The organism is Moorena sp. SIO3E8, from assembly GCF_010692445.1.
GTDB classification, from domain to species: Bacteria; Cyanobacteriota; Cyanobacteriia; order Cyanobacteriales; family Coleofasciculaceae; genus Moorena; species Moorena bouillonii.
Genome location: NZ_JAAHHM010000039.1, coordinates 23,388 through 47,771, shown reverse-complemented (window position 1 = coordinate 47,771; position 24,384 = coordinate 23,388). Strand labels below are relative to the sequence as shown.

Annotated in this window: 24 protein-coding genes and 1 pseudogene; 12 read left to right on the top strand and 13 right to left on the bottom strand. The window is 43.7% G+C overall.

Annotated features, from left to right (window positions below):
* The first annotated feature begins 3 nt into the window (after positions 1-3).
* The 3 genes from F6K46_RS18145 to F6K46_RS18135 all read left to right on the top strand — a co-directional run bounded on the left by F6K46_RS18145 (position 4) and on the right by F6K46_RS18135 (position 2,357).
* Complete coding sequence (locus F6K46_RS18145; RefSeq protein ID WP_293059565.1) at positions 4-351, top strand: hypothetical protein; 348 nt, start codon at positions 4-6, stop codon at positions 349-351.
* Positions 352-464: 113 nt separating this feature from the next.
* Positions 465-656 carry a hypothetical protein gene (locus tag F6K46_RS18140; protein WP_293059562.1) on the top strand — a complete coding sequence of 64 codons (192 nt, stop codon included), beginning with the start codon at positions 465-467 and terminating at the stop codon, positions 654-656.
* Positions 657-842: 186 nt separating this feature from the next.
* Positions 843-2,357, top strand: a complete 1,515-nt coding sequence (locus F6K46_RS18135; protein ID WP_293059557.1) for a hypothetical protein — start codon at positions 843-845, stop codon at positions 2,355-2,357.
* 51 nt (positions 2,358-2,408) lie between these two features.
* Here the strand turns inward: F6K46_RS18135 and F6K46_RS18130 are convergent, their stop codons facing one another.
* The 5 genes from F6K46_RS18130 to F6K46_RS18110 all read right to left on the bottom strand — a co-directional run bounded on the left by F6K46_RS18130 (position 2,409) and on the right by F6K46_RS18110 (position 7,820).
* On the bottom strand, positions 2,409-3,341 hold the full coding sequence (locus F6K46_RS18130) for an Rpn family recombination-promoting nuclease/putative transposase (protein WP_293059554.1): 933 nt from the start codon (positions 3,339-3,341) through the stop codon (positions 2,409-2,411).
* A 264-nt stretch (positions 3,342-3,605) separates the two neighbouring features.
* Complete coding sequence (gene dusA, locus F6K46_RS18125) at positions 3,606-4,583, bottom strand: tRNA dihydrouridine(20/20a) synthase DusA (RefSeq protein ID WP_293059551.1); 978 nt, start codon at positions 4,581-4,583, stop codon at positions 3,606-3,608.
* Between the two features lie 6 nt (positions 4,584-4,589).
* The gene (locus tag F6K46_RS18120; RefSeq protein ID WP_293059547.1) at positions 4,590-5,810 is read right to left on the bottom strand and encodes a transposase; all 1,221 of its coding nucleotides are present in this window, start codon (positions 5,808-5,810) and stop codon (positions 4,590-4,592) included.
* Positions 5,811-6,094: 284 nt separating this feature from the next.
* Positions 6,095-6,283, bottom strand: coding sequence for a hypothetical protein (locus F6K46_RS18115; protein ID WP_293059544.1), 189 nt, complete (start codon positions 6,281-6,283; stop codon positions 6,095-6,097).
* Positions 6,284-6,332: 49 nt separating this feature from the next.
* Complete coding sequence (locus tag F6K46_RS18110) at positions 6,333-7,820, bottom strand: 2-succinylbenzoate--CoA ligase (RefSeq protein ID WP_293059540.1); 1,488 nt, start codon at positions 7,818-7,820, stop codon at positions 6,333-6,335.
* 46 nt (positions 7,821-7,866) lie between these two features.
* Between F6K46_RS18110 and F6K46_RS18105 the strand changes: the two genes are divergently transcribed.
* Positions 7,867-8,049, top strand: coding sequence for a hypothetical protein (locus F6K46_RS18105; protein ID WP_293059537.1), 183 nt, complete (start codon positions 7,867-7,869; stop codon positions 8,047-8,049).
* Here the strand turns inward: F6K46_RS18105 and F6K46_RS18100 are convergent.
* Positions 8,021-8,968, bottom strand: a complete 948-nt coding sequence (locus F6K46_RS18100) for an o-succinylbenzoate synthase (protein ID WP_293059534.1) — start codon at positions 8,966-8,968, stop codon at positions 8,021-8,023. The genes F6K46_RS18105 and F6K46_RS18100 overlap by 29 nt on opposite strands.
* Here F6K46_RS18100 and F6K46_RS18095 point away from each other — a divergent pair.
* Positions 8,961-9,218, top strand: a complete 258-nt coding sequence (locus tag F6K46_RS18095; protein WP_293059531.1) for a hypothetical protein — start codon at positions 8,961-8,963, stop codon at positions 9,216-9,218. The genes F6K46_RS18100 and F6K46_RS18095 overlap by 8 nt on opposite strands.
* A 63-nt stretch (positions 9,219-9,281) precedes the next feature.
* On the top strand, positions 9,282-9,404 hold the full coding sequence (locus F6K46_RS18090; RefSeq protein ID WP_293059528.1) for a hypothetical protein: 123 nt from the start codon (positions 9,282-9,284) through the stop codon (positions 9,402-9,404).
* On the opposite strand, the gene ubiE is transcribed toward F6K46_RS18090, so the two are convergent.
* The 4 genes from ubiE to F6K46_RS18070 form a co-directional block, all read right to left on the bottom strand.
* Positions 9,378-10,076, bottom strand: a complete 699-nt coding sequence (ubiE, locus tag F6K46_RS18085; RefSeq protein WP_293059525.1) for a bifunctional demethylmenaquinone methyltransferase/2-methoxy-6-polyprenyl-1,4-benzoquinol methylase UbiE — start codon at positions 10,074-10,076, stop codon at positions 9,378-9,380. The two genes, F6K46_RS18090 and ubiE, sit on opposite strands and share 27 nt — an antisense overlap.
* A gap of 92 nt (positions 10,077-10,168) precedes the next feature.
* On the bottom strand, positions 10,169-11,383 hold the full coding sequence (locus F6K46_RS18080) for a transposase (protein WP_229415345.1): 1,215 nt from the start codon (positions 11,381-11,383) through the stop codon (positions 10,169-10,171).
* A gap of 168 nt (positions 11,384-11,551) precedes the next feature.
* Complete coding sequence (menA, locus tag F6K46_RS18075; protein ID WP_293059520.1) at positions 11,552-12,463, bottom strand: 2-carboxy-1,4-naphthoquinone phytyltransferase; 912 nt, start codon at positions 12,461-12,463, stop codon at positions 11,552-11,554.
* A gap of 42 nt (positions 12,464-12,505) precedes the next feature.
* On the bottom strand, positions 12,506-12,631 hold the full coding sequence (locus F6K46_RS18070; RefSeq protein ID WP_269087014.1) for a hypothetical protein: 126 nt from the start codon (positions 12,629-12,631) through the stop codon (positions 12,506-12,508).
* Positions 12,632-12,795: 164 nt separating this feature from the next.
* Here F6K46_RS18070 and F6K46_RS18065 point away from each other — a divergent pair, with 164 nt between their 5' ends.
* Positions 12,796-13,983, top strand: a complete 1,188-nt coding sequence (locus tag F6K46_RS18065) for a methyltransferase dimerization domain-containing protein (protein ID WP_293059517.1) — start codon at positions 12,796-12,798, stop codon at positions 13,981-13,983.
* 372 nt (positions 13,984-14,355) lie between these two features.
* On the opposite strand, the gene F6K46_RS18060 is transcribed toward F6K46_RS18065, so the two are convergent.
* Positions 14,356-14,496, bottom strand: a complete 141-nt coding sequence (locus F6K46_RS18060; RefSeq protein ID WP_158069630.1) for a hypothetical protein — start codon at positions 14,494-14,496, stop codon at positions 14,356-14,358.
* Positions 14,497-14,533: 37 nt separating this feature from the next.
* Here F6K46_RS18060 and F6K46_RS18055 point away from each other — a divergent pair, with 37 nt between their 5' ends.
* From F6K46_RS18055 to menD, 3 genes and pseudogenes are all read left to right on the top strand, one after another.
* Complete coding sequence (locus F6K46_RS18055; RefSeq protein ID WP_293059513.1) at positions 14,534-15,982, top strand: isochorismate synthase; 1,449 nt, start codon at positions 14,534-14,536, stop codon at positions 15,980-15,982.
* A gap of 257 nt (positions 15,983-16,239) precedes the next feature.
* The gene (gene menH / locus F6K46_RS18050; protein ID WP_293059510.1) at positions 16,240-17,025 is read left to right on the top strand and encodes a 2-succinyl-6-hydroxy-2,4-cyclohexadiene-1-carboxylate synthase; all 786 of its coding nucleotides are present in this window, start codon (positions 16,240-16,242) and stop codon (positions 17,023-17,025) included.
* 130 nt (positions 17,026-17,155) lie between these two features.
* Positions 17,156-18,238 (top strand): annotated as a pseudogene (gene menD / locus F6K46_RS40175) (2-succinyl-5-enolpyruvyl-6-hydroxy-3-cyclohexene-1-carboxylic-acid synthase); the annotation flags it as partial.
* A gap of 92 nt (positions 18,239-18,330) precedes the next feature.
* Here menD and F6K46_RS40170 read toward each other — a convergent pair.
* The gene (locus tag F6K46_RS40170) at positions 18,331-18,543 is read right to left on the bottom strand and encodes a pentapeptide repeat-containing protein (RefSeq protein ID WP_366510723.1); all 213 of its coding nucleotides are present in this window, start codon (positions 18,541-18,543) and stop codon (positions 18,331-18,333) included.
* Between F6K46_RS40170 and F6K46_RS40165 the strand changes: the two genes are divergently transcribed.
* Positions 18,533-19,117: a thiamine pyrophosphate-dependent enzyme gene (locus F6K46_RS40165; RefSeq protein WP_366510722.1), complete on the top strand. Its 585-nt coding sequence runs from the start codon at positions 18,533-18,535 to the stop codon at positions 19,115-19,117. The two genes, F6K46_RS40170 and F6K46_RS40165, sit on opposite strands and share 11 nt — an antisense overlap.
* Positions 19,118-19,131: 14 nt before the next feature.
* Here the strand turns inward: F6K46_RS40165 and F6K46_RS18040 are convergent, their stop codons facing one another.
* Complete coding sequence (locus F6K46_RS18040) at positions 19,132-20,088, bottom strand: PleD family two-component system response regulator (protein ID WP_293059502.1); 957 nt, start codon at positions 20,086-20,088, stop codon at positions 19,132-19,134.
* 382 nt (positions 20,089-20,470) lie between these two features.
* Between F6K46_RS18040 and mfd the strand changes: the two genes are divergently transcribed.
* Positions 20,471-24,073, top strand: a complete 3,603-nt coding sequence (mfd, locus tag F6K46_RS18035) for a transcription-repair coupling factor (protein ID WP_293059499.1) — start codon at positions 20,471-20,473, stop codon at positions 24,071-24,073.
* Positions 24,074-24,384: the final 311 nt, after the last annotated feature.

Sequence of the window (24,384 nt, the reverse complement as noted above, 5' to 3'; positions counted from 1 at the left end):
ATCATGATTTCTGACCTTAAACTTATACTATTTCCCGAATTCCTGGATACCAAACCAGAAGTGTTTTCTATCGAAGACTTACAGGACTTAGATCAGACCTTAGCCTTTTTGGAGAATAACCCACCAGAAAACGTTGAGTCAATTCTCAGAAATTGGTTCAAGGCACGGCTTACAATTAGGGATAAACTCAGAGAATTTGAGAAACAAAGAAAGGAGCTTGGCAAAGTTCCTCCCACTCCACCTATTCAGCCGGATCGCCTTAATAATTGGTTTCAGGAACTGCGTGAGCAGGTGAAGGATCAACTCAATAGTAAAGGGAACGGGGAACAGGGAACAGGGAACAGGAAGTAGGGAATAGGGAGTCGGGATATCTCAGTAGAGTGGGCATCCTGCCCGCTCGAAAATATTGAATCCCAGTAGAGTGGGCATCCTGCCCGCTCGAAAATAAGCATGAAACTGGCAAGATGCCAGTTCTACCAAGATGCCAGTTCTACCAAGATGCCCGTTCCACCAAGATGCCCATTCATGCTCGCCCTGCCCGCCCGAAAATAAGCATGAAACTGGCAAGATGCCAGTTCTACCAAGATGCCCGTTCTACCAAGATGCCAGTTCCACCAAGATGCCCATTCTACAGGTGCGACCCGTGGCGAATTTAATTCTTAATAGGTCAAGCCCACCTATAAACTCTTAAAATCATTCTATTATTAAGCAACACCCACATAATTTTTTACCTCTTATCATTTCGGACTTCACTCTTACCTGCTCCCTGCTCCCTGCTCCCTGCTCCCTGCTCCCTGCTCCCTGCTCCCTGTTCCCTGTTCCCTGTTCCCTTTGCTATACCAATGACCTCTAAAGTCTATGCCCCTAATGTCCATTTATTTGCCTTTCATCTAAAAACTAGTGAGCCAACTACCTTACTCTGGGACAAGTGCAACGAGATTATCTCTGAAAAATTTGGAGTGACTAAGCAGCTTGAAATTGAAGAAGAGTCAGGATATCGAGTAGACCTGCTCAAGGATAAAACTACTGATGATGTGGCTTTCCACTTTGGGAGTAATGTTACCCTAGATAATACTTCCCTGGCTGTTACCGGAGTTGCAACTCCCCTCAGAATTCAAGATACCTATGGCTTAGCCCTAAACCTCCGCCGTCCTGAACTAGAGCAAAATCAGACCCAACGCACCCAAGCAGTGCCCTCCAGCTTTCTAAAACAATTGAATCCAGCAGGCTGCTTGATGCCGGAGCAAATCAGCAGTTCCATTGGTCAAACTCTGGTCTTAACAGTTTGGTATACAGAACAAAAACGCTGGGTGCCCTGGAAATTACTGCAACATCGCCAGGAAATACGAAAACTAGCTGACGAGTGTTTGCGAGCTTTCATTCCTGCTCAAATTCCCTGTCCTCACTTCAATCAAGAAGGGGAATTATTCGGCAGTCCGATTTTTGAATACGGAGTTCCTAGTCAACCAGAAAAATACTGTCATATCCTGGTTTGGATTTTTTGGGAACCAGAAGCTAGTGATAAGTTTATCGATTACTATTCCAATTTTATTAACCTATTTTGTTATCGAAATAAAGTCATCCGTGCTTATCAGCTTAATCGTGATGTTTATCAGGTAATTAAAAGGGAATATCAAACCATTGAGCAGTATTTTGACCAAACCTTTCAACACTGGCCAGCTAGTCAAAGCTTGAGTCAAGCAGAGTTAGACAAATTCAAGGAGGATATCAAATCAGTTTCCCAAAAGGCATTAGACTACTCTCGCTTACTCCGAGATTTAGACCATTATCGACTGACAATTACGATTAATGCTGAAAACTATAAGCGAGAACTGAGGGATATCTCCGGCAAACTTCCCCAAGATGACCTCAGCTTTTTAGAAACTTTTTTCAATGATTGCCGCCTCTTTCAAGAACAAATCCAATCAGATTTGGGCTATTTTGGGAATGGTGCTGCACTACTGGAACAAGCCCTTAGTGCGATCCGAGCCCGAGTAGACATTGACCAGGCAGAACGGGAGAAACGATTAGAACGTTGGATTGCCCTGGTGGGTACTGGTTTAGCGGTTAGTGGTATTTCTTCCCAAACCGCTGGTAAACCGGTAGAGTCTATTATCGACCCGAAACAATCCTTAGATTGCCCTACCGCTGGTGTTACACCTTGCTTGACTTACAGTGTCGTATTTGTGCTATTTCATGTGGCAGTTGGTGTTATCGGTGCGTTAATTCTAAATGGAATTATCAATTTGGTATCAAAAAGGGAACAGGGAACAGCGATGCAGCGCGGTCTTGGGGGTTTCCCCCATGAGCGACTGCATCAAGACGGGAACAGGGAACAGGGAATAGAAAAGTCATAGCTGACTTCTGACTTCTGACTTCTAACTTCTTACGCTAAGCGTAGCGCTATATCATTGGTTATCGTGCAACCAATTCGACAAATCTACGCTGGTGCTAAAATCTGCCATAGCAACTCCTAAACCTTCTAATTGTTCTAGAGATAATTGTTGAATTCCTTCTATAATTTCTGAGGGTATTGCACCAAGTTTGCCTTCCAGTTGACGGGATATAAGTCCCTGCATTAATAATCTACCTTCTTCCCGGCCTTCAAGTTTCCCTTCTTCTCGGCCTTCTTCCAGAGCTTGACGAATTTCACCTTTGCGGTCTTCCATAAATACTTCTCGTTTGTGTAATTCCTCCAAGTCTTTTCTACTCATATTCGCTTGATTAGCTATGGTTAGCGCCTGAGCAATTTCCGGGATTTCTGATAAGGTATCGGGAATTGCTTCTAAATTTGGGGCTTCCTTCATAAAATATATCCATTTCTCCGATGCCGTTTCTAAGTCTTCTAAACCCCGGGAAAATTTCGGCAGTTCCACAAACACCATGCTTAGGTGTTGGTTTCGGTAGATAAAGTTATCTTGGTCTTCTTTAAATACAAAACGAGTTAGGTATCGGTCGGTTTCCTCAAACATGGTGAAGTCGGTAATCGTTAAAGCAATCACCGGCTTGAGTTTATAATATCCTTGCCCAGATTTTAATTGATTGGCATAGGTTTTGGCGAGATTATAGATTACTCGTTTATCAAAAGCCGGGACATTTAACACTTGCATTTCAATAATTACTGTCGAGCCGTCATTTAGAATCGCCTTGACATCCAGGTAGGTATCCTTTAACTCCGTAGTATAGCCAGCATTGTATGGGTCAATGATATCTAAGTTATTTATCCTAGATTCTCCTTGATATATTAAAGCATTTAGAAAGCTAATTAGGACTTCTTTACTTTCAGAGGAACCAAAGATTTTCTTAAAAGCAAAATCGGTTTTGGGGCTGATAAATCTCATGGTTATTTTCTTATGGATGATGGGCGGGTTTTTAACTATAAAATCTGGATTAGACCAGTATTTTGTCCCTAAATTGGCCAATACCACTATTATAGTTGTGATTATTATATCGCAAAATAGTACAAATATACTTAATAATATAAAACGTGAGATATGGCAATAAAAAACCGTAAGCATTAGCTGATGGCTGTTCGCGCAGCGTGCGCGTAGCGCATATGCTTACCACAAAGCTGACCGCTGACCGCTGACCGCTGTATGCTTACTCTAAGGAATTTTAGCTAAAGCTTCGCGAACGACATCAGAACCAACACCAACCAAGCAGGAATTTTCAGTTAGATGACGTTTCCAAGCTCTACTACCTGGTTGCCCTGCAAATAATTGCAGCATATGTCTGGTAATTTTGTTAAGCTTAAAACCCTTGGCTACCCAGTGATCAATATAGGAAAACATAGCTTCGACAACCTGATGGCGAGTTGGGGGTATAACTGTCTCGCTATAGATATCACAATCAGCTTTGGCAAACAGATAGGGATTGTCGTAAGCTGCACGCCCAATCATGACCCCATCGACATACTCCCGTTGTTCTTGCACTTGTTCAAGACTAGTGAATCCACCATTAATTTCCACGAATAAGTCAGGTAACTCCTGCTTGAGACGATGGACGTCACTGTAACGTAAGGGTGGGACGTTGCGATTCTCTTTTGGACTCAAACCCTGTAGCCAAGCCTTGCGAGCATGTACAGTAAAATGCTGACAACCGGCATCTGAGACAATGCGAACAAAATTAGCCATGTCTTCATAGCGGTCAAGGTGATCAATACCGATACGGTGCTTGACAGTAACGGGTATGTTCACTACTTTAACCATAGCCTCTACACAGCGTGCTACTTGTTCAGGCTGCGCCATCAAACAAGCTCCAAAATTGCCATTTTGCACCCGACTACTGGGACAACCAACGTTGAGATTAATCTGGTCATAGTCCATAGCTTCAGCAATTCGGGCGCATTCAGCTAATTCACTGGGAGTGTCACCACCAACTTGTAAGACTAGGGGTTTCTCTTGTGGGGAAAACCCTAGCAAGCGTTCGCGATCGCCATGAAGAATTGCTGCACTGGTGACCATTTCGGTGTAGAGCAATGTCCGTCGTGTAATCTGGCGCATGAAATAGCGATAGTGGCGGTCAGTGCGATCCATCATTGGCGCAATACTTAAGGGATAACCGCTAGTGACATACTCCCACACTGACTTTTACAAGTTCAGTGTGGGCTTCTTACCAACTCCGGCCAACGCCTTGGATGCTCGGTAAGCTTTACTACAGACGGGATGCCCCACCGCCAATTTCAAGATATTTTTAGCCGCATTTACATCCCTGTCTTCTGTGTACCCACAATGAGAACAGGAATGGGTGCGGTCTTTTAGTTTTTTGGGAACTTTCTCCCCGCAGTTAGAACAGTTCTGGCTAGTATTCCTGGGATTTACTGCTTTCGTTACCAACCCAGCATTTAAGGCTTTGGTTGATAAAATCGACAGAAATTGACCCCACCCAGCATCTAGAACCGACTTAGCCATTTTGGTCTTGGCTAGACCTTTGATATTTAGTTTTTCGTGAGCCACCAGATCATGATTATCTAGTAGTTCTTTGGCTGTTTTGAAATGAAAGTCTTTTCTGGTATCTGCTACTTTTTTATGAGCTTTTCCCAGTTTGGTTACAGCCTTTTTTCTATTGTTGCTGCCCTTCTTAGATCTGCTAACAGCTTTCTGGACTTTCTTAAGTCTTTTTTGAGCCTTTCGGTAATACTGTGGAATGGGTACATCAGTTCCATCAGACTTTATCAAAAACGACTTAAGCCCCATATCAATACCGATGGGGTTTGACACTTCTTCGATCGGAATTATCTTAGGAACAGTATCATCTTGGAGAGACAGAGTCACGTAATAACCATCGGCTTTTCGGGTTACCGTGGCTGTTTTAATCTTAAATCCAGTAGGTATTGGCCTGTGGTAGACCATTTTTACCCATCCAAACTTAGGGAGATTCAACCGATTCCCATTAACAGGATTCTTAGAAAAAGCCGAAAAAGTCAAAGACCGGTATCTGTTCTTGCCTTTGAATCTAGGTCTTCCACTTCGTTTGCCACTAGAATCCCCTTTTAGGTACCTTTTAAAGGCTAAATCTACTCGTTTGACACAATCCTGTAAAACAGGAGCATGGATGCCCTTGTACCAAGGTCTATTCTTTTTGAGCTGAGGCAAAGTTCGCTTTTGCGAGTAGTAATCAGGATTGTCCCTAAGTTCTGGAAGGTGACAAACAAGCGGGCAAGCATTGATTGAACAACGGTTTTGCTCATACCACGCAAACCTATCGGCTAGCAAATAGTTATATTGACAGCGCAACATATCCAACCATCGCTCTAGTTCGACCTCTTGGTTTTTGGTTAACCTTAATCGGTATTGGTAAGCAGTTCTCATAATACTTGCCTCACTGTTTATCGACCTACTATCATTATACTATACCGCTAGTCAAAACGCCAGTCATATTGAAAACAATAAAAATGACAATTAGACTTACTGATTTTGAAAAAAGACAGTTGGAGCAAGAAGCAGCAACGTTGAGGAATGTCTCAGTCATCAGTACTCAGAAGTTTTATAGCTCGTCTCCCTTATCCAGAAGACTCTGTGCAAAATTCATCCCACACTCATGCTGCGCATGTTCGTTGTGGGGCTTCTTTTGCCGAAAGCTAAGAATTTTGGCTTCAGTTGCAAGTGATTCGGGTGAAATAGCTGTACTCAGGGCAGTCATGGGTTGAGGCAGTTATAGCGCTACGGGCAAGGCAAAAGGCAAAAGGCAAAAGGCAAAAGGCAAAAGGCAAAAGGCAAAAGGCATGCAGTAAGGGAACAGGGGGTTTAACCCAAAGCGCGACTGCATCAAGAAGCGATCGCATTTATCCCCAGCCTAACAATTTACCTTGACCTGATTGATTTCGTTGAGTTTCAATTACTTAAACAGTCTCGCGCTATAACTTTCACCTGCTCATAATTCAATTTTCCTTGACCATTGCGCGGCAAAGATTCTACCGCCACCCAATCCTTAGGACACTTGAATTTACTCAAATTCCCATTTACCTTATGTTGCACCATCGCAACAGAAACCTGATCGGAACTAGGCACAAAAACAGCGGTTACCACTTGACCCCAATAGTCATCGGGTAAGCCAATCACACAAACATCACTAACCAGCCCTGTTCCACGAATTACCTGTTCTACCTCAGCGGGAAACACATTTTCACCACCGGTAATAATTTTGTTACTGCGACGGCCAACAGTATATAAGTAACCCTGTTGATCGAAATAGCCTAAATCGTCCGATTGTAGCGTTTGGAGTCTGTTGGGAAATTTACTTAGCTCAGACTCTAGGGCAAGATTTGTGCTAGGGCTATAGTAGCCATGGAATAAGGACTTTGCCTCAATAGTAATCACACCAGTTTGATTAGCCTTGAGAATTTCTCCATTACCATTGCGAATGGTCACCTTGGCATGGGGTAACACCTGACCACAACTATTGTTACCACTGTTACCACTGAGGAAATCCTCAGGTTTAAGGGTGACTACACCAGAAGCGGTTTCGGTCATGCCATAGGTAAGAGCTAAAGGAATACGATACTGTCTTGCTTGTGTTAATAGGGATTCCCAAGCCGGAGCCCCCCCTAACAAGACTGTCCGAAAGCGGGATAACCAGTCAGCCGCATCTTGGTTGATGAGCTTGGCTAGTTGAGTGGGTACCAGAGAGATAAAAAATTCTTTGGGATCAATGTCTCGTCCTTCCCCAGCTTTCAAGGCTTTGAAGGGCAAAATTACCATACGTCCGCCTGTGGTAAGCGATCGCATAAACTGCATCAAACCACTGACATGATACAGAGGCAAGACACAAAAGGAATTCACTGGCTTGTTCCCAAAATACTGATGAAACCCTGCTACTGATGCCATCAAGGTTTCCCAAGTGTGAATGGCAAAGCGGATTTTGCCAGATGAGCCCCCTGTGGTAATCATAATGAGTGCTGAAGGCTGATTATTGATTATTGAATATTGATTATTGAGTGTTGAGTGTTTATTATTGAGTTTTGATGGCTCAATAATACTGGCTAATTCTCCGATAATTATATCGGGATGGATTTGGTTAAGGACTTGTTGCCATTCTGGTTTTACCCAGTGGGGATTCCCTAAGAATACATGACAATTAGTGGCAACAGCAACTAGGAAAGCGGCTAGAAATTTAAGAGGATTTTGCTCTACTAAAAGAATTTTCGGTGCTTTTTCCTGGGAAAGTTGGGAGAATTGCTGACAGTATTGCTCAATGAGTTGGTTAAGTTGCTGACTGTCATAGCCAATCAGCCATTGTTCACCAGAACGTTGTTGGACATAGCTTAGGGGCTGCTGGACGTATGAATCCTGCCGATATTTGCTCTTTAACGCTTTAACCATCTAACCAAATAACCTTAACACCCAATAACCTTAAAACCCAATAACCTTGGCCTTTCGGCCACGCTACGCGAACAACATTCCAACCTTCAACCATCAAACCTTCAACCATCAAACCTTCAACCATCAAACCTTCAACATTCCAACCTTCAACCCAATAACCTTGGCCTTTCGGCCACGCTACGCGAACAACATTCCAACCTTCAACCATCTAACCTTAAACCTTCATTAAACCAATGGTTGACACCAAAACCTACAGCGCGCTTGAAGTCAGAGAGTTCTGCTGCTAGCTGGAGGACCGCTTGTTGACCAATGGTAGTTTCCAAGGCGGATGAAAAGACGGTATCAATCGGATAGGTGTCGCAAAACTGCCGTAGTCGTTTCCGAGAACCTGCGATCGCAGCTTTAATCACAAAAATTCCTCGCCATCCCCGCTGGTAACACTGTTCAAGTTGGTCAAGGGTTGCCACCGATTCATCCAATGCGATCGCAGTGGAATAGTTGTGGCTCATCTCCAACATCACATCGAACTGCTCTGGAGGTAGCGGCTGTTCGATAAACTCAACCGCTCCGATAGTTTCACATACCATCAGCCACTGATCAGCTTCTTGTTTAGTCAATCCCCCATTGGCATCCAAACGCAATTGGGCAGAAGCAGGTATTGCTTCAACCAACTCCTGAACTATCTTGATTTCATCCTCAATCGGAGCAATACCAATTTTCCATTTAAAGCTTCGGTATCCCTGATTCCAGGGAGCTTCCCAGGACTGTTTTGCTGTTTCATCACTCGGCAACAGGTAACTGTAGTGTTGTTTGCTTTGTTCAAAGTCCTTTGTCGAAAGTCCTTTGCCCATCACTAGCTCCCAAGCAGATTCAAACCCAAATTGACAGCAGGGGAGTTCAGCAGGAATGGCGAAAATCTCCTCTGTAGTAATCTCCTGAGGTAATTGCTCGCAAAAATTTAACGCTTGTTCCAGAGTTTCCGAACCAAACCAAGGGATAGGAGCAATTTCACCCCAGCCAATGTTCCCTATTTCATCACTAAGGCTAAGAATGATACCTTCTCTGACTGTCCATTGGCCATGACTGGTAGACAACGGATGTTTAAAGGGACGCTGGTATGGGTGAAACTTGAACTTATAATTGGTCATTGATGAATTGCTAATTGCTATTTTTAATTGCTATTGGGCTGCATCCCTATGTAAGCACTCAGCTATCAGCTATCAGCTATCAGCTATCAGCTATCAGCTATCAGCTATCAGCTATCAGCTTTCAGCTTTCAGCTTTCAGCTTTCAGCTTTCAGTGATCAACTTATGGGTTATCACAGCGTCGTTCGCACAGCGTGGCCAAAGGCCAAAGCCTGTGCCACGCAGATGGTGCTTTTGAATAAAATAAGCTGACCCCTAACGGCTGAGAGCTGACCACTGACGGCTGAGAGCTGAGAGCTGATAGCTGATAGCTGAATGCTTACATCCCGATTCCCGATTCCCGATTCCCGATTCCCGATTCCCGATTCCCGATTCCCGATTCCCGATTCCCGATTCCCGATTCCCGATTCCCTATTCAACACTTCTAGGTTTAGTTAATACCAATACTCCTAAGGTTCCGCCAACAATCGGGTAGTGAGTTGCACGAAAGCCTACTTGCTGTGCTAAAGATTCTTGCTCCGGACCACGGGGGAATCGCTGTACACTAGGCCAGATATAGGCATACTCTTCCTCAAGTCCTTGCTGACTGGCTAGGGGAACAACAATAGTTTCCATATACCACTGTTGAAACTGTCGAAACAGAGCCTGAGACGGTAAGTGAAAGTCAAGAATTGCTGCTTTAGCCCCTGGTTTAAGAATACGGTAAATTTCCTTTAGGCTCTTGGGGATATCTACGACATTACGTAATCCATATCCCATAGTTGCTCCGTCAAAGGTATTGTCAGCAAATGGTAAATCTAAAACATCCGCCTCTACCCAGTCAATGTGTGGTTCAGAGGATTTTTGTTTTGCGATCGCTAACATCTGGGGAGCAAAATCTACTCCATACACCTTTCCTAGAGTGCCTACTCTCTCGGCTAATAGTCGAGTCAGGTCTCCACTGCCACAACACAGGTCAACACAGGTATCTCCTGGCTTAGGCTCAGCCCATTTAACCGTCATCAGCTTCCAAATTCGATGCTGACCCCAACTGATCCAGTCATTTAGCTGGTCATAGTTAGAAGAGATATTATCAAAAATTCCCTGAATCGCCTGGGATTGGTCTGACATGATTCGTTCAATTAAGGTTAAGTGACTTCTCCCAAGGGCAAATCAAAGATTATGCCGTGGGCTTCTCAGTCTCACAACTGAGCATTCCTGGATCAGCACTTGCCTATGAGATTGCGCTCACCCGACAGTACGCCATGACCAGGCAGTTTCCATTCCCCACAGTCCGTGGGTACTAATTCTAACCCTCTGAGTCTGATCACCTGAGCTGCTGCATGATCTCTGTGGGTACGATAGTTGCATTCAGGACAAATATGCTCTCTTTCACTGAGAGATTTTTGCACAGTTGCACCACACAATGGGCAAGTTTGACTAGTTCCTCTCGGGTCTATTCGTTCAAAGTAATTCCCTCGTTTCCAGCAAACCCACTTGAGTAAGTCGAGGAACTGTCCAAAAGAAGCATCAATGCACTCTTTTCGGAGCATTCCTCTGTTGAGTCCAACTGTGTTGAGATCCTCTGCAAAAATCCTTTCCGCTTGGTCACACAAAAGATGTGCAGTTTTCAGATGGAAATCTTGGCGAGCATTGGCAATTTTTAGATGAAGTCTTGCCACTTTTACTTGTGCTTTTTCCCAATTCTTAGAACGCTTCTGTTTTCTCGCAGCCTTCCGTTGCAGCAATTTCAGCTTGCCTTTGAGGTCTTTGAAAAACTTTGGGCGTTCCACTGTAAAGCCGTCAGATGTTGTCAAGAATTTTTCGAGTCCGAGATCTACCCCAATCCCACGACCGCAAGGTGGATTGTCTGGGATTTTTACGTCTTTGGCAATTGTGACCACTACATACCACTGAGTATGTCGGGCTCTAGACAACACCCGGACTTGTTTGACCTGAAATCCATCTGGAATTGGTCGATGCAAGTTGATGGCAACTTTGCCAATCTTGGGAAGGTCAATCCTGCCATTCCCGATCGGGTTCTTTTTGAATTGTGGATACAGAAATGACTTGAATTGACCCCACTTTTTGAATCTAGGAAACCCAAACCCACGAGAACGGAACCCATCCCAGGTATCGTGCAATCTTCTAATGGTTGTTTGCAGAACTTGAGAGTGTACATTCTTGAGTTGGGGGTTGACTTTTTTAGCCTTTGGTAGATTGTTTTGCTGAAGATGATAACTAGGGAATGGAGTATCCGCCCCGATGATATATTCCTTAGATAACGAACATCTATCCACATCACACTTCCGACTCGCCAACCAGTCTTTCAACTCTCTCAAAGCATAGTTGTAGACTTTGCGACAAGTCTCTAACCATTCAAGCATTTGAGCTTGCTGGTCAGCAGTTGGATAAATGCGGTATCGGTAGTTCATCATCAACATGAAGATCATTCTACCATGAATACACAAAATCGCTAGATGTATTTTTATCACCCCAAGAAGGGGTGATAAAAATACTGGGGGAGTCCATGTATCCCGACACCGAATCGGAGATTACGGTGCGGGACTTATCGCTCCCCCAAGCCCCCTCGTAAGTTAATTCCCTTAATTAAGGTTAATTAAGAAACCGACACCCAACAAGAGTCCACTCCAAAAATGTAGCGCTACGGCAATAAACTTACAATTACTTACCTTTTGCGGTTGGTTGTAATTAGCGTTAACATGGCGGCAAAGCTTGATAGCAAAGGGCAATCCCACCAAACTGAGTAATGTCCATATGGGGAATAGCCCCATGAGCACAAACCCACCAGTAGCAGCGAATAGGCTACCACAAATCCAGGGCAACAGTTGAGCACCCCGTTTGGTGCCAAGGCGAACCATAGGCGATCGCTTCCCAGCTGCTATATCATCCTTTACTTGGTGAAAATGGGAGCAAAATAGAATTAACATAGTCCCAAGACCCACAATTATCGATGCCGCCAGGTTAGTGACAGACCAACTCTGGGTTTGACTGTAGTAGGCAGCTGACATGCCTAACGGACCAAAGCTCAAAAAGGCCAGAATCTCTCCTAGACCTTGGTAGCCCAGGCGAAACGGAGGTCCTTGGTAGATATAGCCAAGGCTGCAGCATAGCAGTAGTAATCCCATCACCGTTAAGTCTTGCTGCCACCAGCAGATCAGTAGCATGCCAAGGATACCCAGTCCTAAACACAGGTTCCCTAGCCAAAAAATCAAGGATTTGTTTCCCGTCAGGTTCACTATCGAGTGAGCTTTGTTTTTATCAATCCCAGTCTCAGAGTCAAACACATCGTTACTCAGATTCTCCCAAGCCAGAATCAGAATCGAAGCACTGACAAATGTCAAAAATATCGTCCAATTGAGGTGATTGGTCTCAAACCATGCCACAGCAGCTGCCACCCAAACATAGATAATTGCCACGCTATACATGGGGGGCTTGATGGCTGCTAGCCACAGTTTCCGTTTGGAGCTAGGAATTTTAATTGTGTTTGTTGTCATAATAGTCCCGGAATATGAATGCAAGTCGTGCTAGACTGACCGTCACACCATCAACCAATACTGCTGGGACTGTTCAAGCTTTGGGTCAACGGTCTTCAACGGTGTTAAGGGGCTGACTAGCAGAATACCATTAATCCCAAGCAAGGTAGTGAATTGATAATACGTCAATTTATGTAAATTTTATTGACAAATTTTTAACTAAAGTGATAAAAAAACTACTATTACTATAGGACTTACGCAAAACTGAACCCCAAACTCTATAAGTAGTAGGGTGCGTTAATAACGCACCCTGTAAGTCTTGTAATCAATCCTAAAAAGTATGACTAAAAAGTATGACCAGTAATGTAAAAGTGCTAGAAAGGGATACTCTAGAGATCAAGTCGAAACAGCAAAGATTTGGACTGCCATCTAAATTGGTAGGCTTAGCCTTGGCAATCAAAAAGTATTTCCCAGAAACTATCAATACCTTAAGCAAACTTATTGGTAATCGAATCAGACTCTTAGAAAGAGCAGAAATGCTGGCAGATGCCACCAGTTTCCAACGCACTGCAATTATTATGTCAGCTGTGAAACTTGGTGTTTTTGATTATCTGCACAAGCATCCCGGAGTTTATGCTAATTTAGTAGCCAGGGATTTGAATCTTAATTTGATATCAACTGAGCGATTGCTGAGGGTTTTGGAGAGTCTTGGTTATCTCAAAATTAGCCAAAATAATCATAATCAAGGTTTTGGCTATGTTAATACCCAAATGACTAAGAATTACTTAGTTAGAGAAAGTCCAAGTTATTTGGGAGATTATTACAATCTAGTCTCTCAGACATGGTCATCCTGGTTATCATTAAACTTAACTATCCAAACCGGCAGCTCAAATCAGCAGATGGATTTGTTTAATGGTAATGATGAAACCCTTTATGAGTACTATGCATTTGCTAACGAATATCTGAAAGAACCCTCCCGAGAATTGTTCACTAAAATTCCTCTTGATCAGGTTAAGAGAATTATTACTGGCGAAGTGGGTATTACCTTTATAGGCAAGCTACTGGAACGCAAAACTGATGTAGACTTTGTGCTGGCAGGCTTGGAAAATCAAATTAATTTTTTAGATCGACTTTTAAGCAAGTATCCTTTACCTAAATGTCCGGAAGAGATTATTATATCTGCCGAAGGAAATGCTTTGTCTGACCAGTGGGGTGCTAAAGAAGAATATGATCTTGTCTTCTTATTTAGAAAATTGTCCTACAGCGATTATGGTAGCCAGTTTATCAAAAAATCTTTTCAGGTTTTAAGACCAAAGGGTATGGTGATTATCCTGGAACCTACCACTGACAGTTTGGTTCCTTCACCATCATTTTTGCCAGAATTAGAAATAATGGATTTATTGATTGGCGGAGTTAAAGCTCCCCCTCTTTACTCTACCGATAAAATTGTTAACCTCTTAAGAGAAGTAGGCTTCATCAAAACTGAAGTGGTGTCTACCCAAAAGGGCAGCTTTTTATTTGTAGTAGGTTGGAAAAATTAATCAGGGATTGTCTATACTAATATCCCCTTGATTTCCGTCTTGACTAATGACCCAATAAATGTTGGTTTGGATTACCAACATTTTGCCTACCAAAACTAGGGCTGATCATTAAAATTAAAAAAATGATGCTGAGCAATTTTATGGTAAGCCCAAGAAGAATTAAACCAAAATGTGATAGCGATGCAGCGCGGTCTTGGGGGTTCCCCCCATGAGCGACTGCATCAAGAATAGAGCAAGGATTATGACCATAGTAAGCCTTGATTATCATAATTATTGCAATTCTTTTTCAATAGTTACAATTAGACGGCCTATTTATTGATTTTTGCCCTTACCCTGCTTTTCTTAATTGCCAAACATGCTGATAATTGATCATTAGTCACTATAAAGTCTGTGAATTAAATAAGTTATGTAAATACAAATTAAGAAATATGTAGTAAAGAGCGTTCGCGCAGCGTGGCCATTCGCGTAGCGTGGCCCAAAGGCCAAGGCCAATCGCCAAGTGTTGTCGTTCATTTAGGTAAACACTCCTGTAATTCAAGAAAGCCTATATATGTCAGTCATTCCCTGCCCTGCTCACCTCTTTCATGAGGCTAAAGAGTTACATCAGTTTCTCTTAGCCTGCCAGAAAAAATCTCAAAAACAAGGTATTGCCAAAATTGCCAGTATTTCTCAAGAAATTCCCCCCCTCGACCCACTGGCCGTTTTTCAGGCAATTCGGGATAGAGCTGCCCCTTTTGCCGCCACGCCCGAGCCCCTACACTTCTATTTTGAAAATAGAAGTAATCAAGAATCAATTGTTGCTATTGATGCTGCTGTTGAACTTAAGTTAGCTGGTGAGCAACGGTTCTATAAAGCCCAAAGATTTATCGACTCATGTCTAGCTAAGACCATAATTAGTGGTAAAATAGAGCAGCGATTTGCTGGACCTCATTTTTTCTGTAGTTTTACGTTTTTTCCTGACAAGCTTAATACTAACAATCCTTTCCCATCTGCCACTATTTTTCTACCTCGCTGGCAAATTTCACTTTGTCAAAGCCGATGTGTAGTAGTGGCTAATCTTGAAATAAATTCTCAAGTTAATCTGGATTGGCTGGTCGAAAGCCTAGGTCGGCAGTTCAATCTAATCACCTCTTCTGGTCGTCTGCTCTACTGTTTTACTGGTAAGGCTAACCATCATCAATTTCTCAAGCAAGATTCAAAAAAAGCCAAAGACTTCAAGTTATCGGTTTCATCAGCCTTAAAATCTATCCAAGCCAATCAATTTAGCAAAATTGTCCTTTCCCAAGCCGTGGATGTAGTCTCACCAATACCCTTTAATCTGGTAGATTCTCTAGACAATTTGCGCCATAACTATCCAGATTGCTATATTTTTTCCATCAGTAACGGCAAAGGCAAAAACTTTATTGGCGCTAGTCCTGAACGTCTGATTAGTATTTACGACCATCAGTTAGTGACGGATGCTTTAGCAGGGTCTGCTCCACGAGGTAAAACCCCAGCTGAAGATGCGGATTTGGCGAACCAATTACTTAGTAGTGAAAAAGAGAGACGTGAACATAACGCAGTGAGTGAATTTATTATCCAACGTCTTTGTCAACTGGGTTTGGAACTGGATTTTTTGCCATCTCCCCAACTGCTGAAACTCTCGAATATCCAGCATTTATGGACTCCGATTAAGGCAGCATTACCACCTGATGTCAATCCCCTAGATATTATAGCGAAACTGCATCCTACTCCAGCAGTGGCTGGTGTTCCTACCAAAATTGCTTGTGAGCAAATCCGACACTACGAAACCTTTGACCGTTCTCTGTATGCTGCTCCCCTCGGATGGATAGATTATCAAGGCAATAGTGAATTTATCGTTGGGATTCGGTCTGCTTTGATAGCAGGTAATCACGCTCGGCTCTACGCTGGTGCTGGAATTGTTGCTGGCTCTGATCCCAATAAAGAACTCGCAGAAATTAACCTGAAGCTAATGGTGCTTCTTAAAGCCTTAGTTTAACCCTGTGTTCATTGGTCGTTGCTGTTTAATCAGTTAAAATAATTTGGTTATAATGAATTATAACAATAATATAGCGTTGATCGTACTATATAGCGTTGGTCGTACTTATGAGGTACAGTCAATTTTATTCTCCCTACTCCCTACTCCCTACTCCCTACTCCCTATTCCCTATTCCCTATTCCCTATTCCCTATTCCCTATTCCCTGCTCCCTAAAACCTAGAAATAAAGTACCTCACCGAATTAATAACTGCTATAAATGGGATATCAATTTAACTATGAGTTAAGAGGAAACCGAGAGCAACCACGGATTCTTTTTTGCCATGGATTCATGGGTAGCAGCCAGGAATTTGATGAAGCAATATCATTATTTTGTGAGGAATTTTGTTGTCTAGCTGTTGATTTACCTGGTCATGGTAAAACCAAAGTTTTCGGTGGGGATGAGTGTTACACCATGCCAAAGACTGCTCACGCCTTAAAGAACTTACTAGAGCAGTTAAACTTTGAACCATGCTTTTTAGTTGGGTATTCTATGGGAGGTCGATTGGCTCTCTACATGACCATTCATTTCCCCCAATGTTTTAGAAAAGTAGTACTCGAATCAGCATCTCCAGGGCTAAAGACTCAAGCAGAACAATTAAAACGCCGTCAACGAGATTGGCAAATTGCCGAAAAATTGGAAACTGGAGATTTATTGACCTTCTTATCAAATTGGTACAATCAGCCTCTGTTCAGCTCCCTCAAGCAGCACCCTAACTTTGAACAGATGATCAAGATTCGACAACAAAATAATCCTCTGGCATTAGCTAAATCTCTGCGTCATATGAGTACAGGATGCCAACCATCTCTGTGGGAATCACTCCAACATAATCAAGTTCCTTTGCTTTTGCTAGTCGGAGACTATGATCATAAATTTAAATCAATTAACTCAGAAATAGTAACAATTTGTCCAGAAGCTCAGTTAAAGGTCATTGCTGATTGTGGACATAACATTCATTTTGAGAATGTCAATGAATTTGTTAAAAATGTCAGAGATTTTTTTTAGGGAGTAGGGAGTAGGGAGTAGGGAGTAGGGAGTAGGGATTAGGGATTAGGGTAGTCAAGGGTCAAGCGTCAACAAAATCCAATCAACATTATTTAGAATATTCAAATTAAATGTTGATTAAGATAACTGAATGCCTATTGATTTTCGCAACACCAATAGCCTCTGGGCTTCCATCCTGGTAGAAACCCTACAGCGGTTGGGATTGACCACAGCAATCATCTGTCCAGGGTCACGCTCAACCCCTCTAACTGTTGCGTTTGCTCAACACCCACAGATCGAGGCGATTCCAGTTCTAGATGAACGTTCAGCCAGCTTTTTCGCCTTAGGCATTGCTCGACAATCGGGAAAACCAGTTGTACTGGTTTGTACCTCTGGCACAGCTGGGGCTAATTTCTATCCCGCTGTGATTGAAGCCAGAGAAAGCCGAGTACCACTATTGGTATTGACTGCTGACCGTCCCCCAGAACTCCAAGATTGTCATTCCGGACAAACCATTGACCAAATCAAATTATACGGCAACTATCCCAACTGGCAAAGTACCCTAGCGGTCCCTCAAGCTGATATCAGTATGCTCCGTTATCTACGGCAAACCGTAGTTCATGCTTGGGAGCGAGCCTCCTTTGGCAGCACTCCACTAACACATTTTCCTACCCCTGGTCCAGTACACTTAAATCTACCTTTCCGTGACCCCCTCCCACCTATTCCCGACACAACTACTAACCCATTAAAATCCCAATTACAACCAGAAGAATTCTTCGCTCACTGTCAGGAGCAAGCTGTAACTGACAACCTGCAACCTACAACTTATAACCTGCAACCTGGAATCGTTAAAGTCATACAACAGTGGCAAGAATCCCAGGAAGGAATAATTATCGCTGGTCCAGCTCAACCCCAAAATCCGAAAGACTATTGTAATGCGATCGCATCCTTGTCCAAAACCTTAAGATGGCCTGTATTAGCAGAAGGGCTCTCACCGGTAAGAAACTATTGCGACCTCAACCGAGATCTAATTTCCACCTATGACTTGATCCTGCGTAATCCACGATTAGCGCAACAGCTAAAACCCAAAATGGTTATTCACATCGGTGAACTACCGATTAGCAAAGAATTGCGTGCTTGGTTGGATAAATGTCAACCGCGACGTTGGGTGATTGACCCTAGCCACCACAACCTCGACCCCCTCCATGGCAAAACAACTCATCTGCGGATGAGTGTAGAACAACTGGGGATATGGGTAAAGGAGTTGAAAGTTAACCAGTTGAAGGTTGACAAGTTGAAGGTTGACAGGTTGACGGTTGACAGCTCTCAACTGTTGAAGGTTGAAAGGTTGAAGGTTGACGGTTCTAACCTGCAAGCTGATAACCTGCAAGCTGATAACCTGCAAGCTGATAACCTGCAAGCTGATAACCTGCAAGCTGATAACCTGCAACCTGATAACCTGCAACCTGATAACCTACAAAAGTGGTGTGAGGCTGAAGGGAAGGTCAGGGCAAAGGTTGACCAAACAATGACTAGCATGAGTCAGTTGTTTGAAGGAAAAGCAGCTTGGTTACTCTCCCAATGTCTACCACCGGAAACACCTCTATTTATTGCTAACAGTATGCCAGTCAGAGATGTGGAGTTCTTTTGGAAACCTGGTAACACCAGGATTCGACCTTGGTTTAATCGGGGCGCTAATGGGATTGATGGTACCTTATCAACAGCTTTAGGTATTGCTCATCGTAATCAAAGCAGTGTGATGCTAACGGGTGACTTAGCATTTTTGCATGACACCAATGGTTTCCTAATTAAAAACAAGTTTGTTGGTCATTTAACCATTATCTTAATTAATAACAATGGTGGTGGCATTTTCGAGATGTTGCCCATTGCCAAATTTGACCCACCCTTTGAAGAATTCTTTGCCACACCCCAAGATGTCAATTTTTATCAGTTGTGTCTGAGTTATGGAGTAGAGCACCAGCTGATTCAATCATGGCAGCAGCTCAAGGAAGCTTTAAACCCACTTCCTAGCCAAGGCATTAGAGTGTTAGAATTGCCCACTGATCGTAGAAAAGATGCTAGTTGGCGTCAAGACTATTTTAAGTATAATTAATCCTAAAATTTTAATTAGTAGTTAACATAAAATAGGCGATTTCTTCCGGCCATTTTTGCCTGATATAGGGCTTTATCAGCCTCAGCAAATAAATGTTCTGGGGACGATTTTACTGTGGGAATCGTACTAGCACCCCCCAGGCTGACGGTAACAATGTCACTCACCAGAGAACCCGAATGAGGGATCGCCTGTTTGTAGAGTTTAGTTTCAATTGTCTCTGCTACCTGAATAGCGCCTTGTATATCAGTACTCGGCAACATTACCACAAATTCCTCACCTCCATAGCGAGCGACGAGATCGGCTGGACGCTTTGCTGATTTACCAAGGATTTGAGCAACTTGTTTAAGACACTCATCTCCTGATTGGTGTCCATAAGTGTCATTGTAAAGCTTAAAAAAATCAATGTCACACAAAACTAAAGACAATGGTTTTTCTTCCCGTGCCAGTCGATACCATTCGTTGTTAAAATACTCGTCAAAGGCTCGGCGGTTTGCAACTTGGGTTAAGCCATCAATAGTAGCGAGGCGTGCCAACTCTTTATTGGCAATTTTTAACTGTGTCATTGTCCAACTTGATTCAATCAAACGACGTACTCTTCGTCGCAAAACGGCCCAGTGAATTGGCTTAGTTATATAATCTGTCACACCGGCTTCAAACCCTCGTTCTACAGAGTCCGCATCATTGAGGCCTGTAATCATTAGTATAGGAGGACATTCGGAACCAAAGTTATCCTTCAATTTAGCACAGCAGGTAAACCCATCAATGATGGGCATTCTGGCATCTAAAAGCACAATGTCTGGCAATTTATCCTTACAGATATTCAGACATTGCTCACCGTTGCTAGCTTCAATGACTTTATATCCTTCCTTTGTCAAGCTACGACGTAGCACCAAGCGTGTGATCTTCTCATCATCAACCACGAGAACCTGAGGAGTTTTATTATTCAAGTTATTCAAGTCAGTATTATCCATTATTGCTGCTTGAGTCAGTAATGTATTTCTTATCGGTAGATATTTGTTATTTTGTCTAGAAATTAAGGGGAATTTTGCTCGGCAATATCTGTTTAATCTAACCTAGGAAAATTAAATCTTCTAAAGATTAGTCTTCCGATCAAGTCGTCACCCCTGAAACTGTTATAGCCGAATCCTTTACCTAAACAGGATTTTGGCTTATTCAATATCAATTAATCTAGACCGACGGATTTGGAAACACTCCTGCATCCAGTGGTAAGGCCACTAATGAGATAAGTTAACCTATTCAACAACAGTCAATTTTTCCCAGGCAGTGCTATTCCTAGTAAAATGAGAGAAACAGCTATCCTGGAAGCCCTATTGTCAAGTACCCACTGAACTAATGGCACTTTCCTCGATCATTCGGACACTAGAGCACTCCCCTCTCACCAGTGAACTACTCACGAAACTAAATCGCCAACAGTATCTATCTCTGAATGGTATTCCCCGTTTGCCAAAGGGATTAGTAGCATCAGCCCTGGCCAAGGCAGACCAACGCCTCCTATTCGTAGTCTGTAGCACCCTAGAAGAAGCAAGTCGCTGGGCAACCCAACTGGAAGCCATGGGTTGGGATACAGTCCACTTATACCCCACCTCAGAAGCATCCCCCTATGAACCCTTTGACCCAGAGTCGGAAATGACCTGGGGACAAATGCAAGTATTGGCAGATTTGGTCGAAAGCCTGAAGGTTGACAGGTTGCCAGTTGAAAGTTCTGACTTACAACCTTCGTTGGTTCAACCTTCTTCAACTGATCGGATGGCTATTGTGGCCACTCAAGCAGCACTCCAACCCCACTTGCCCCCTGTCGATGCCTTTAAGCCCTACTGCCTTACCCTTAACCAGGGCATGACTTGGGATGGGAAAAACCTTGATAAAAAGTTAGCACAGCTGGGTTATGAACGGGTTCCCCTAGTGGAAACAGAAGGTCAGTGGAGTCGGCGCGGTGATATTGTAGATGTTTTCCCCGTAGCTTTAGAATTGCCAGTGCGGCTGGAATGGTTCGGGGATGAGTTAGAGCAGTTGCGGGAGTTTGACCCCGCAACCCAGCGTTCCCTGGATAAAATTGACGGCATCGTGCTGACCCCCACGGATTTTGGTCACATTATTAGCCAAGTGCTGAGAACCTCAAAGGCTGAACTAATCCAATCTTATCTCTCACCTCAGGAGCAAGAATCTTTCGAGGGAGGTCAGTCTTTAGAGGGTAGCCGCCGTTTCTTGGGTATTGCCTTTGACCAGCCAGCCTCTCTACTAGATTACCTGCCAGAAAATACTTTAATTGTCATTGATGAACCAGAACAGTGTGCTGCCCATTGCGATCGCTGGGTGGAACATGCCGAAGAACAATTAGAGGAACTGAATCATTCCCTGCCCTCTCTCCATCGTTATTTTGATCATGCTCTAGAGTTGAAGGTTAACCAGTTCCAGGTTGTTCGCGAACAACCTTCAACTCCTGCTGCGACTCCAATCCTGTATTTATCAGAATTGGTAGAAGAAACTACTCAAAATGCTGTTAATCTGGCTAGCCGCTCTGTACCAGTAACACCCCACCAGTTTGCCAAACTAGCGGAAGTACTGCGAGAGCAAAGCGATCGCCGTTTCTCTATTTGGCTGGTTTCTGCCCAACCTAGTCGTTCTGTTGCCCTGCTCCAAGAACATGATTGTCCTGCCCAGTTTGTCCCCAACCCTCGAGATTACCCAGCTATTGAAAAATTAAATATCCAGAGGACAGCGGTAGCGGTCAAGTATTCGGGCTTAGCAGAACTAGAGGGATTTATCCTCCCTACTTACCGGATCGTGGTTGTGACTGACCGGGAGTTCTTTGGGCAGCATACCTTGGCAACTCCCAGTTATATCCGTAAGCGCCGCCGTGCTGCCTCCCAACAGGTTGACCCCAATAAGCTACGTCCAGGGGATTATGTAGTTCACAAGAATCATGGGATCGGTCAGTTCCTCAAGCTGGAAAAATTAAGCATAAATAATGAAACTCGCGAGTATTTGGTGATCAAGTACGCTGATGGTTTGCTCCGGGTGGCAGCGGATCAGTTGGGGGTACTATCTCGGTTTCGACATACAGGTACCGGTTTGCCTCAACTCCACAAGATGTCTGGTAAAACCTGGGAGAAAACCAAAAATCGTGTCCGTAAAAGTATTAAGAAAGTAGCGGTAGATTTGCTGAAGCTCTATGCCCAGCGAGCACAGCAGTCTGGTTATTGCTTTCCAGCGGATTCCCCTTGGCAGCAGGAATTAGAAGATTCTTTCCCCTACCAACCTACTCCTGACCAACTCAAGGCGATACAGGATGTGAAGCGGGATTTAGAGAGCGATCGCCCTATGGATCGCTTAGTTTGTGGGGATGTGGGGTTTGGTAAAACAGAAGTGGCAATTCGGGCTATTTTTAAAGCTGTGACCTCTAACAAGCAAGTAGCTTTCCTTGCCCCGACCACTATCCTGACTCAGCAGCATTATCATACCATCAAAGAACGGTTTTCTCCCTACCCCATCAATGTCGGTCTACTCAACCGCTTTCGTACCCCCCAGGAAAGGCGTGATATTCTCCAACGCCTTAAAACTGGGGAGTTAGATGTGGTGGTAGGTACTCATCAGTTGCTGGGCAAGAGTGTAACTTTTCGAGAGTTAGGGCTGCTGGTGATAGATGAAGAACAGCGGTTTGGTGTTAACCAAAAGGAAAAAATTAAATCTTTCAAAACTCAGGTAGATGTATTGACCCTCAGCGCTACTCCCATTCCCCGTACCCTCTATATGTCCTTATCGGGGGTACGAGAAATGAGTTTGATTACTACACCACCCCCCTTACGGCGTCCCATTAAAACCCACTTATCGCCCTATAAACCAGAAGCTGTCCGCACCGCCATTCGTATGGAACTTGACCGAGGTGGTCAGGTATTCTATGTCGTACCTCGGGTTGAAGGGATTGAAGAAGTTGCTGCGGAACTCAGGGAAATGATCCTTGAGGCGAGAATCGCCATTGCTCACGGTCAGCTCGACCCAGCGGAATTAGAGTCAATTATGCTCACCTTTAGCAACGGTGAGGCAGATATCCTCGTGTGTACTACGATTATTGAATCTGGGCTAGATATTCCTAGAGTAAACACCATTGTGATCGAAGATGCTCACAAATTTGGTCTTGCCCAACTCTACCAATTGCGAGGAAGAGTAGGTCGGGCGGGGATTCAAGCCCACGCTTGGTTACTTTATCCGAACCAGAAGGTACTCTCAGAAGCAGCCAAGAAACGTTTACGAGCAATTCAGGAGTTCACTCAACTCGGGTCAGGGTATCTGTTAGCCACCAGGGATATGGAAATTCGAGGGGTGGGGAATCTCCTAGGTGTAGAACAATCCGGTCAGATGGAAGCGATTGGCTTTGACCTCTACATGGAAATGCTGCAAGAAGCGATAAAGGAAATTCAAGGGCAAGAAATTCCTCAAGTAGATGATACCCAGATTGACATTCAGATCACAGCCTTTATTCCCGCTGACTATATTCCAGATTTAGACCAAAAAATTAGTGCTTATCGAGCAGTAGCTGCAGCAGGGTCCCAGAAAGAGTTAGCACAGATCGCAGCAGCTTGGAGCGATCGCTATGGTCCAATTCCCTCTGTAGCAGAGCAATTACTGCGGGTGATGGAACTAAAACAGTTAGGGAAGTCTTTGGGATTTTCCCGAATTCGACCAGAGGGTAAACAACACATTATCCTAGAAACACCCATGGAGGAACCAGCCTGGAAGTTACTCCAAGAGAACCTCCCCCAACATTTGCGATCGCGTTTTGTCTATTCTCCTGGTAAAGTTACGGTTCGTGGTTTAGGTCTGGTCAAGACCAACAAACAGCTAGAGAGCCTGATTGAGTGGTTAGGCAAGATGCAAGGCGCACTGCCAGAACCTACTGTGGTTGGGTTACCCCAATCCCCAATCCCCAATCCCTAATTCCCATTACCCATTACCCTCCAAAAAAAAAGCGGCTGCAACTATTGCTACAACCGCTACTGTACATCAACTGGGAGGAAATCCTAGAGGCATATGTCAAAAACTGTCCAAGATGTTTGACAAGCTCTAGTAAAGCTACGTTACTTACTTACTACAAGGTGTCTTCCAGAGATTCCCGAAAATTTGATCAAAAATTTCTGGCAATTGGGAAACATCACTGCTTAGCTTGGGTGTTAGGTATTAGGTGTTATAGCAAAGAAAGGGATAGTTAGGACATAATAGAGGAGGCGCGTAAGTTAGTAAGGGGAGGA

What these genes read in the sequence shown, in the direction of transcription:
- F6K46_RS18145 (WP_293059565.1), top strand. Translation starts at nt 4, where the DNA reads ATGATTTCTGACCTTAAACTTATACTATTTCCCGAATTCCTGGATACC.
- F6K46_RS18140 (WP_293059562.1), top strand. Translation starts at nt 465, where the DNA reads ATGCCAGTTCTACCAAGATGCCAGTTCTACCAAGATGCCCGTTCCACC.
- F6K46_RS18135 (WP_293059557.1), top strand. Translation starts at nt 843, where the DNA reads ATGACCTCTAAAGTCTATGCCCCTAATGTCCATTTATTTGCCTTTCAT.
- F6K46_RS18130 (WP_293059554.1), bottom strand. Translation starts at nt 3,341, where the DNA reads ATGAGATTTATCAGCCCCAAAACCGATTTTGCTTTTAAGAAAATCTTT.
- F6K46_RS18120 (WP_293059547.1), bottom strand. Translation starts at nt 5,810, where the DNA reads ATGAGAACTGCTTACCAATACCGATTAAGGTTAACCAAAAACCAAGAG.
- F6K46_RS18115 (WP_293059544.1), bottom strand. Translation starts at nt 6,283, where the DNA reads ATGCGATCGCTTCTTGATGCAGTCGCGCTTTGGGTTAAACCCCCTGTT.
- F6K46_RS18110 (WP_293059540.1), bottom strand. Translation starts at nt 7,820, where the DNA reads ATGGTTAAAGCGTTAAAGAGCAAATATCGGCAGGATTCATACGTCCAG.
- F6K46_RS18100 (WP_293059534.1), bottom strand. Translation starts at nt 8,968, where the DNA reads ATGACCAATTATAAGTTCAAGTTTCACCCATACCAGCGTCCCTTTAAA.
- F6K46_RS18090 (WP_293059528.1), top strand. Translation starts at nt 9,282, where the DNA reads ATGCTTACATCCCGATTCCCGATTCCCGATTCCCGATTCCCGATTCCC.
- ubiE (WP_293059525.1), bottom strand. Translation starts at nt 10,076, where the DNA reads ATGTCAGACCAATCCCAGGCGATTCAGGGAATTTTTGATAATATCTCT.
- F6K46_RS18080 (WP_229415345.1), bottom strand. Translation starts at nt 11,383, where the DNA reads ATGATGAACTACCGATACCGCATTTATCCAACTGCTGACCAGCAAGCT.
- menA (WP_293059520.1), bottom strand. Translation starts at nt 12,463, where the DNA reads ATGACAACAAACACAATTAAAATTCCTAGCTCCAAACGGAAACTGTGG.
- F6K46_RS18065 (WP_293059517.1), top strand. Translation starts at nt 12,796, where the DNA reads ATGACCAGTAATGTAAAAGTGCTAGAAAGGGATACTCTAGAGATCAAG.
- F6K46_RS18060 (WP_158069630.1), bottom strand. Translation starts at nt 14,496, where the DNA reads ATGAACGACAACACTTGGCGATTGGCCTTGGCCTTTGGGCCACGCTAC.
- F6K46_RS18055 (WP_293059513.1), top strand. Translation starts at nt 14,534, where the DNA reads ATGTCAGTCATTCCCTGCCCTGCTCACCTCTTTCATGAGGCTAAAGAG.
- menH (WP_293059510.1), top strand. Translation starts at nt 16,240, where the DNA reads ATGGGATATCAATTTAACTATGAGTTAAGAGGAAACCGAGAGCAACCA.
- F6K46_RS40165 (WP_366510722.1), top strand. Translation starts at nt 18,533, where the DNA reads ATGACTAGCATGAGTCAGTTGTTTGAAGGAAAAGCAGCTTGGTTACTC.
- F6K46_RS40170 (WP_366510723.1), bottom strand. Translation starts at nt 18,543, where the DNA reads ATGCTAGTCATTGTTTGGTCAACCTTTGCCCTGACCTTCCCTTCAGCC.
- F6K46_RS18040 (WP_293059502.1), bottom strand. Translation starts at nt 20,088, where the DNA reads ATGGATAATACTGACTTGAATAACTTGAATAATAAAACTCCTCAGGTT.
- mfd (WP_293059499.1), top strand. Translation starts at nt 20,471, where the DNA reads ATGGCACTTTCCTCGATCATTCGGACACTAGAGCACTCCCCTCTCACC.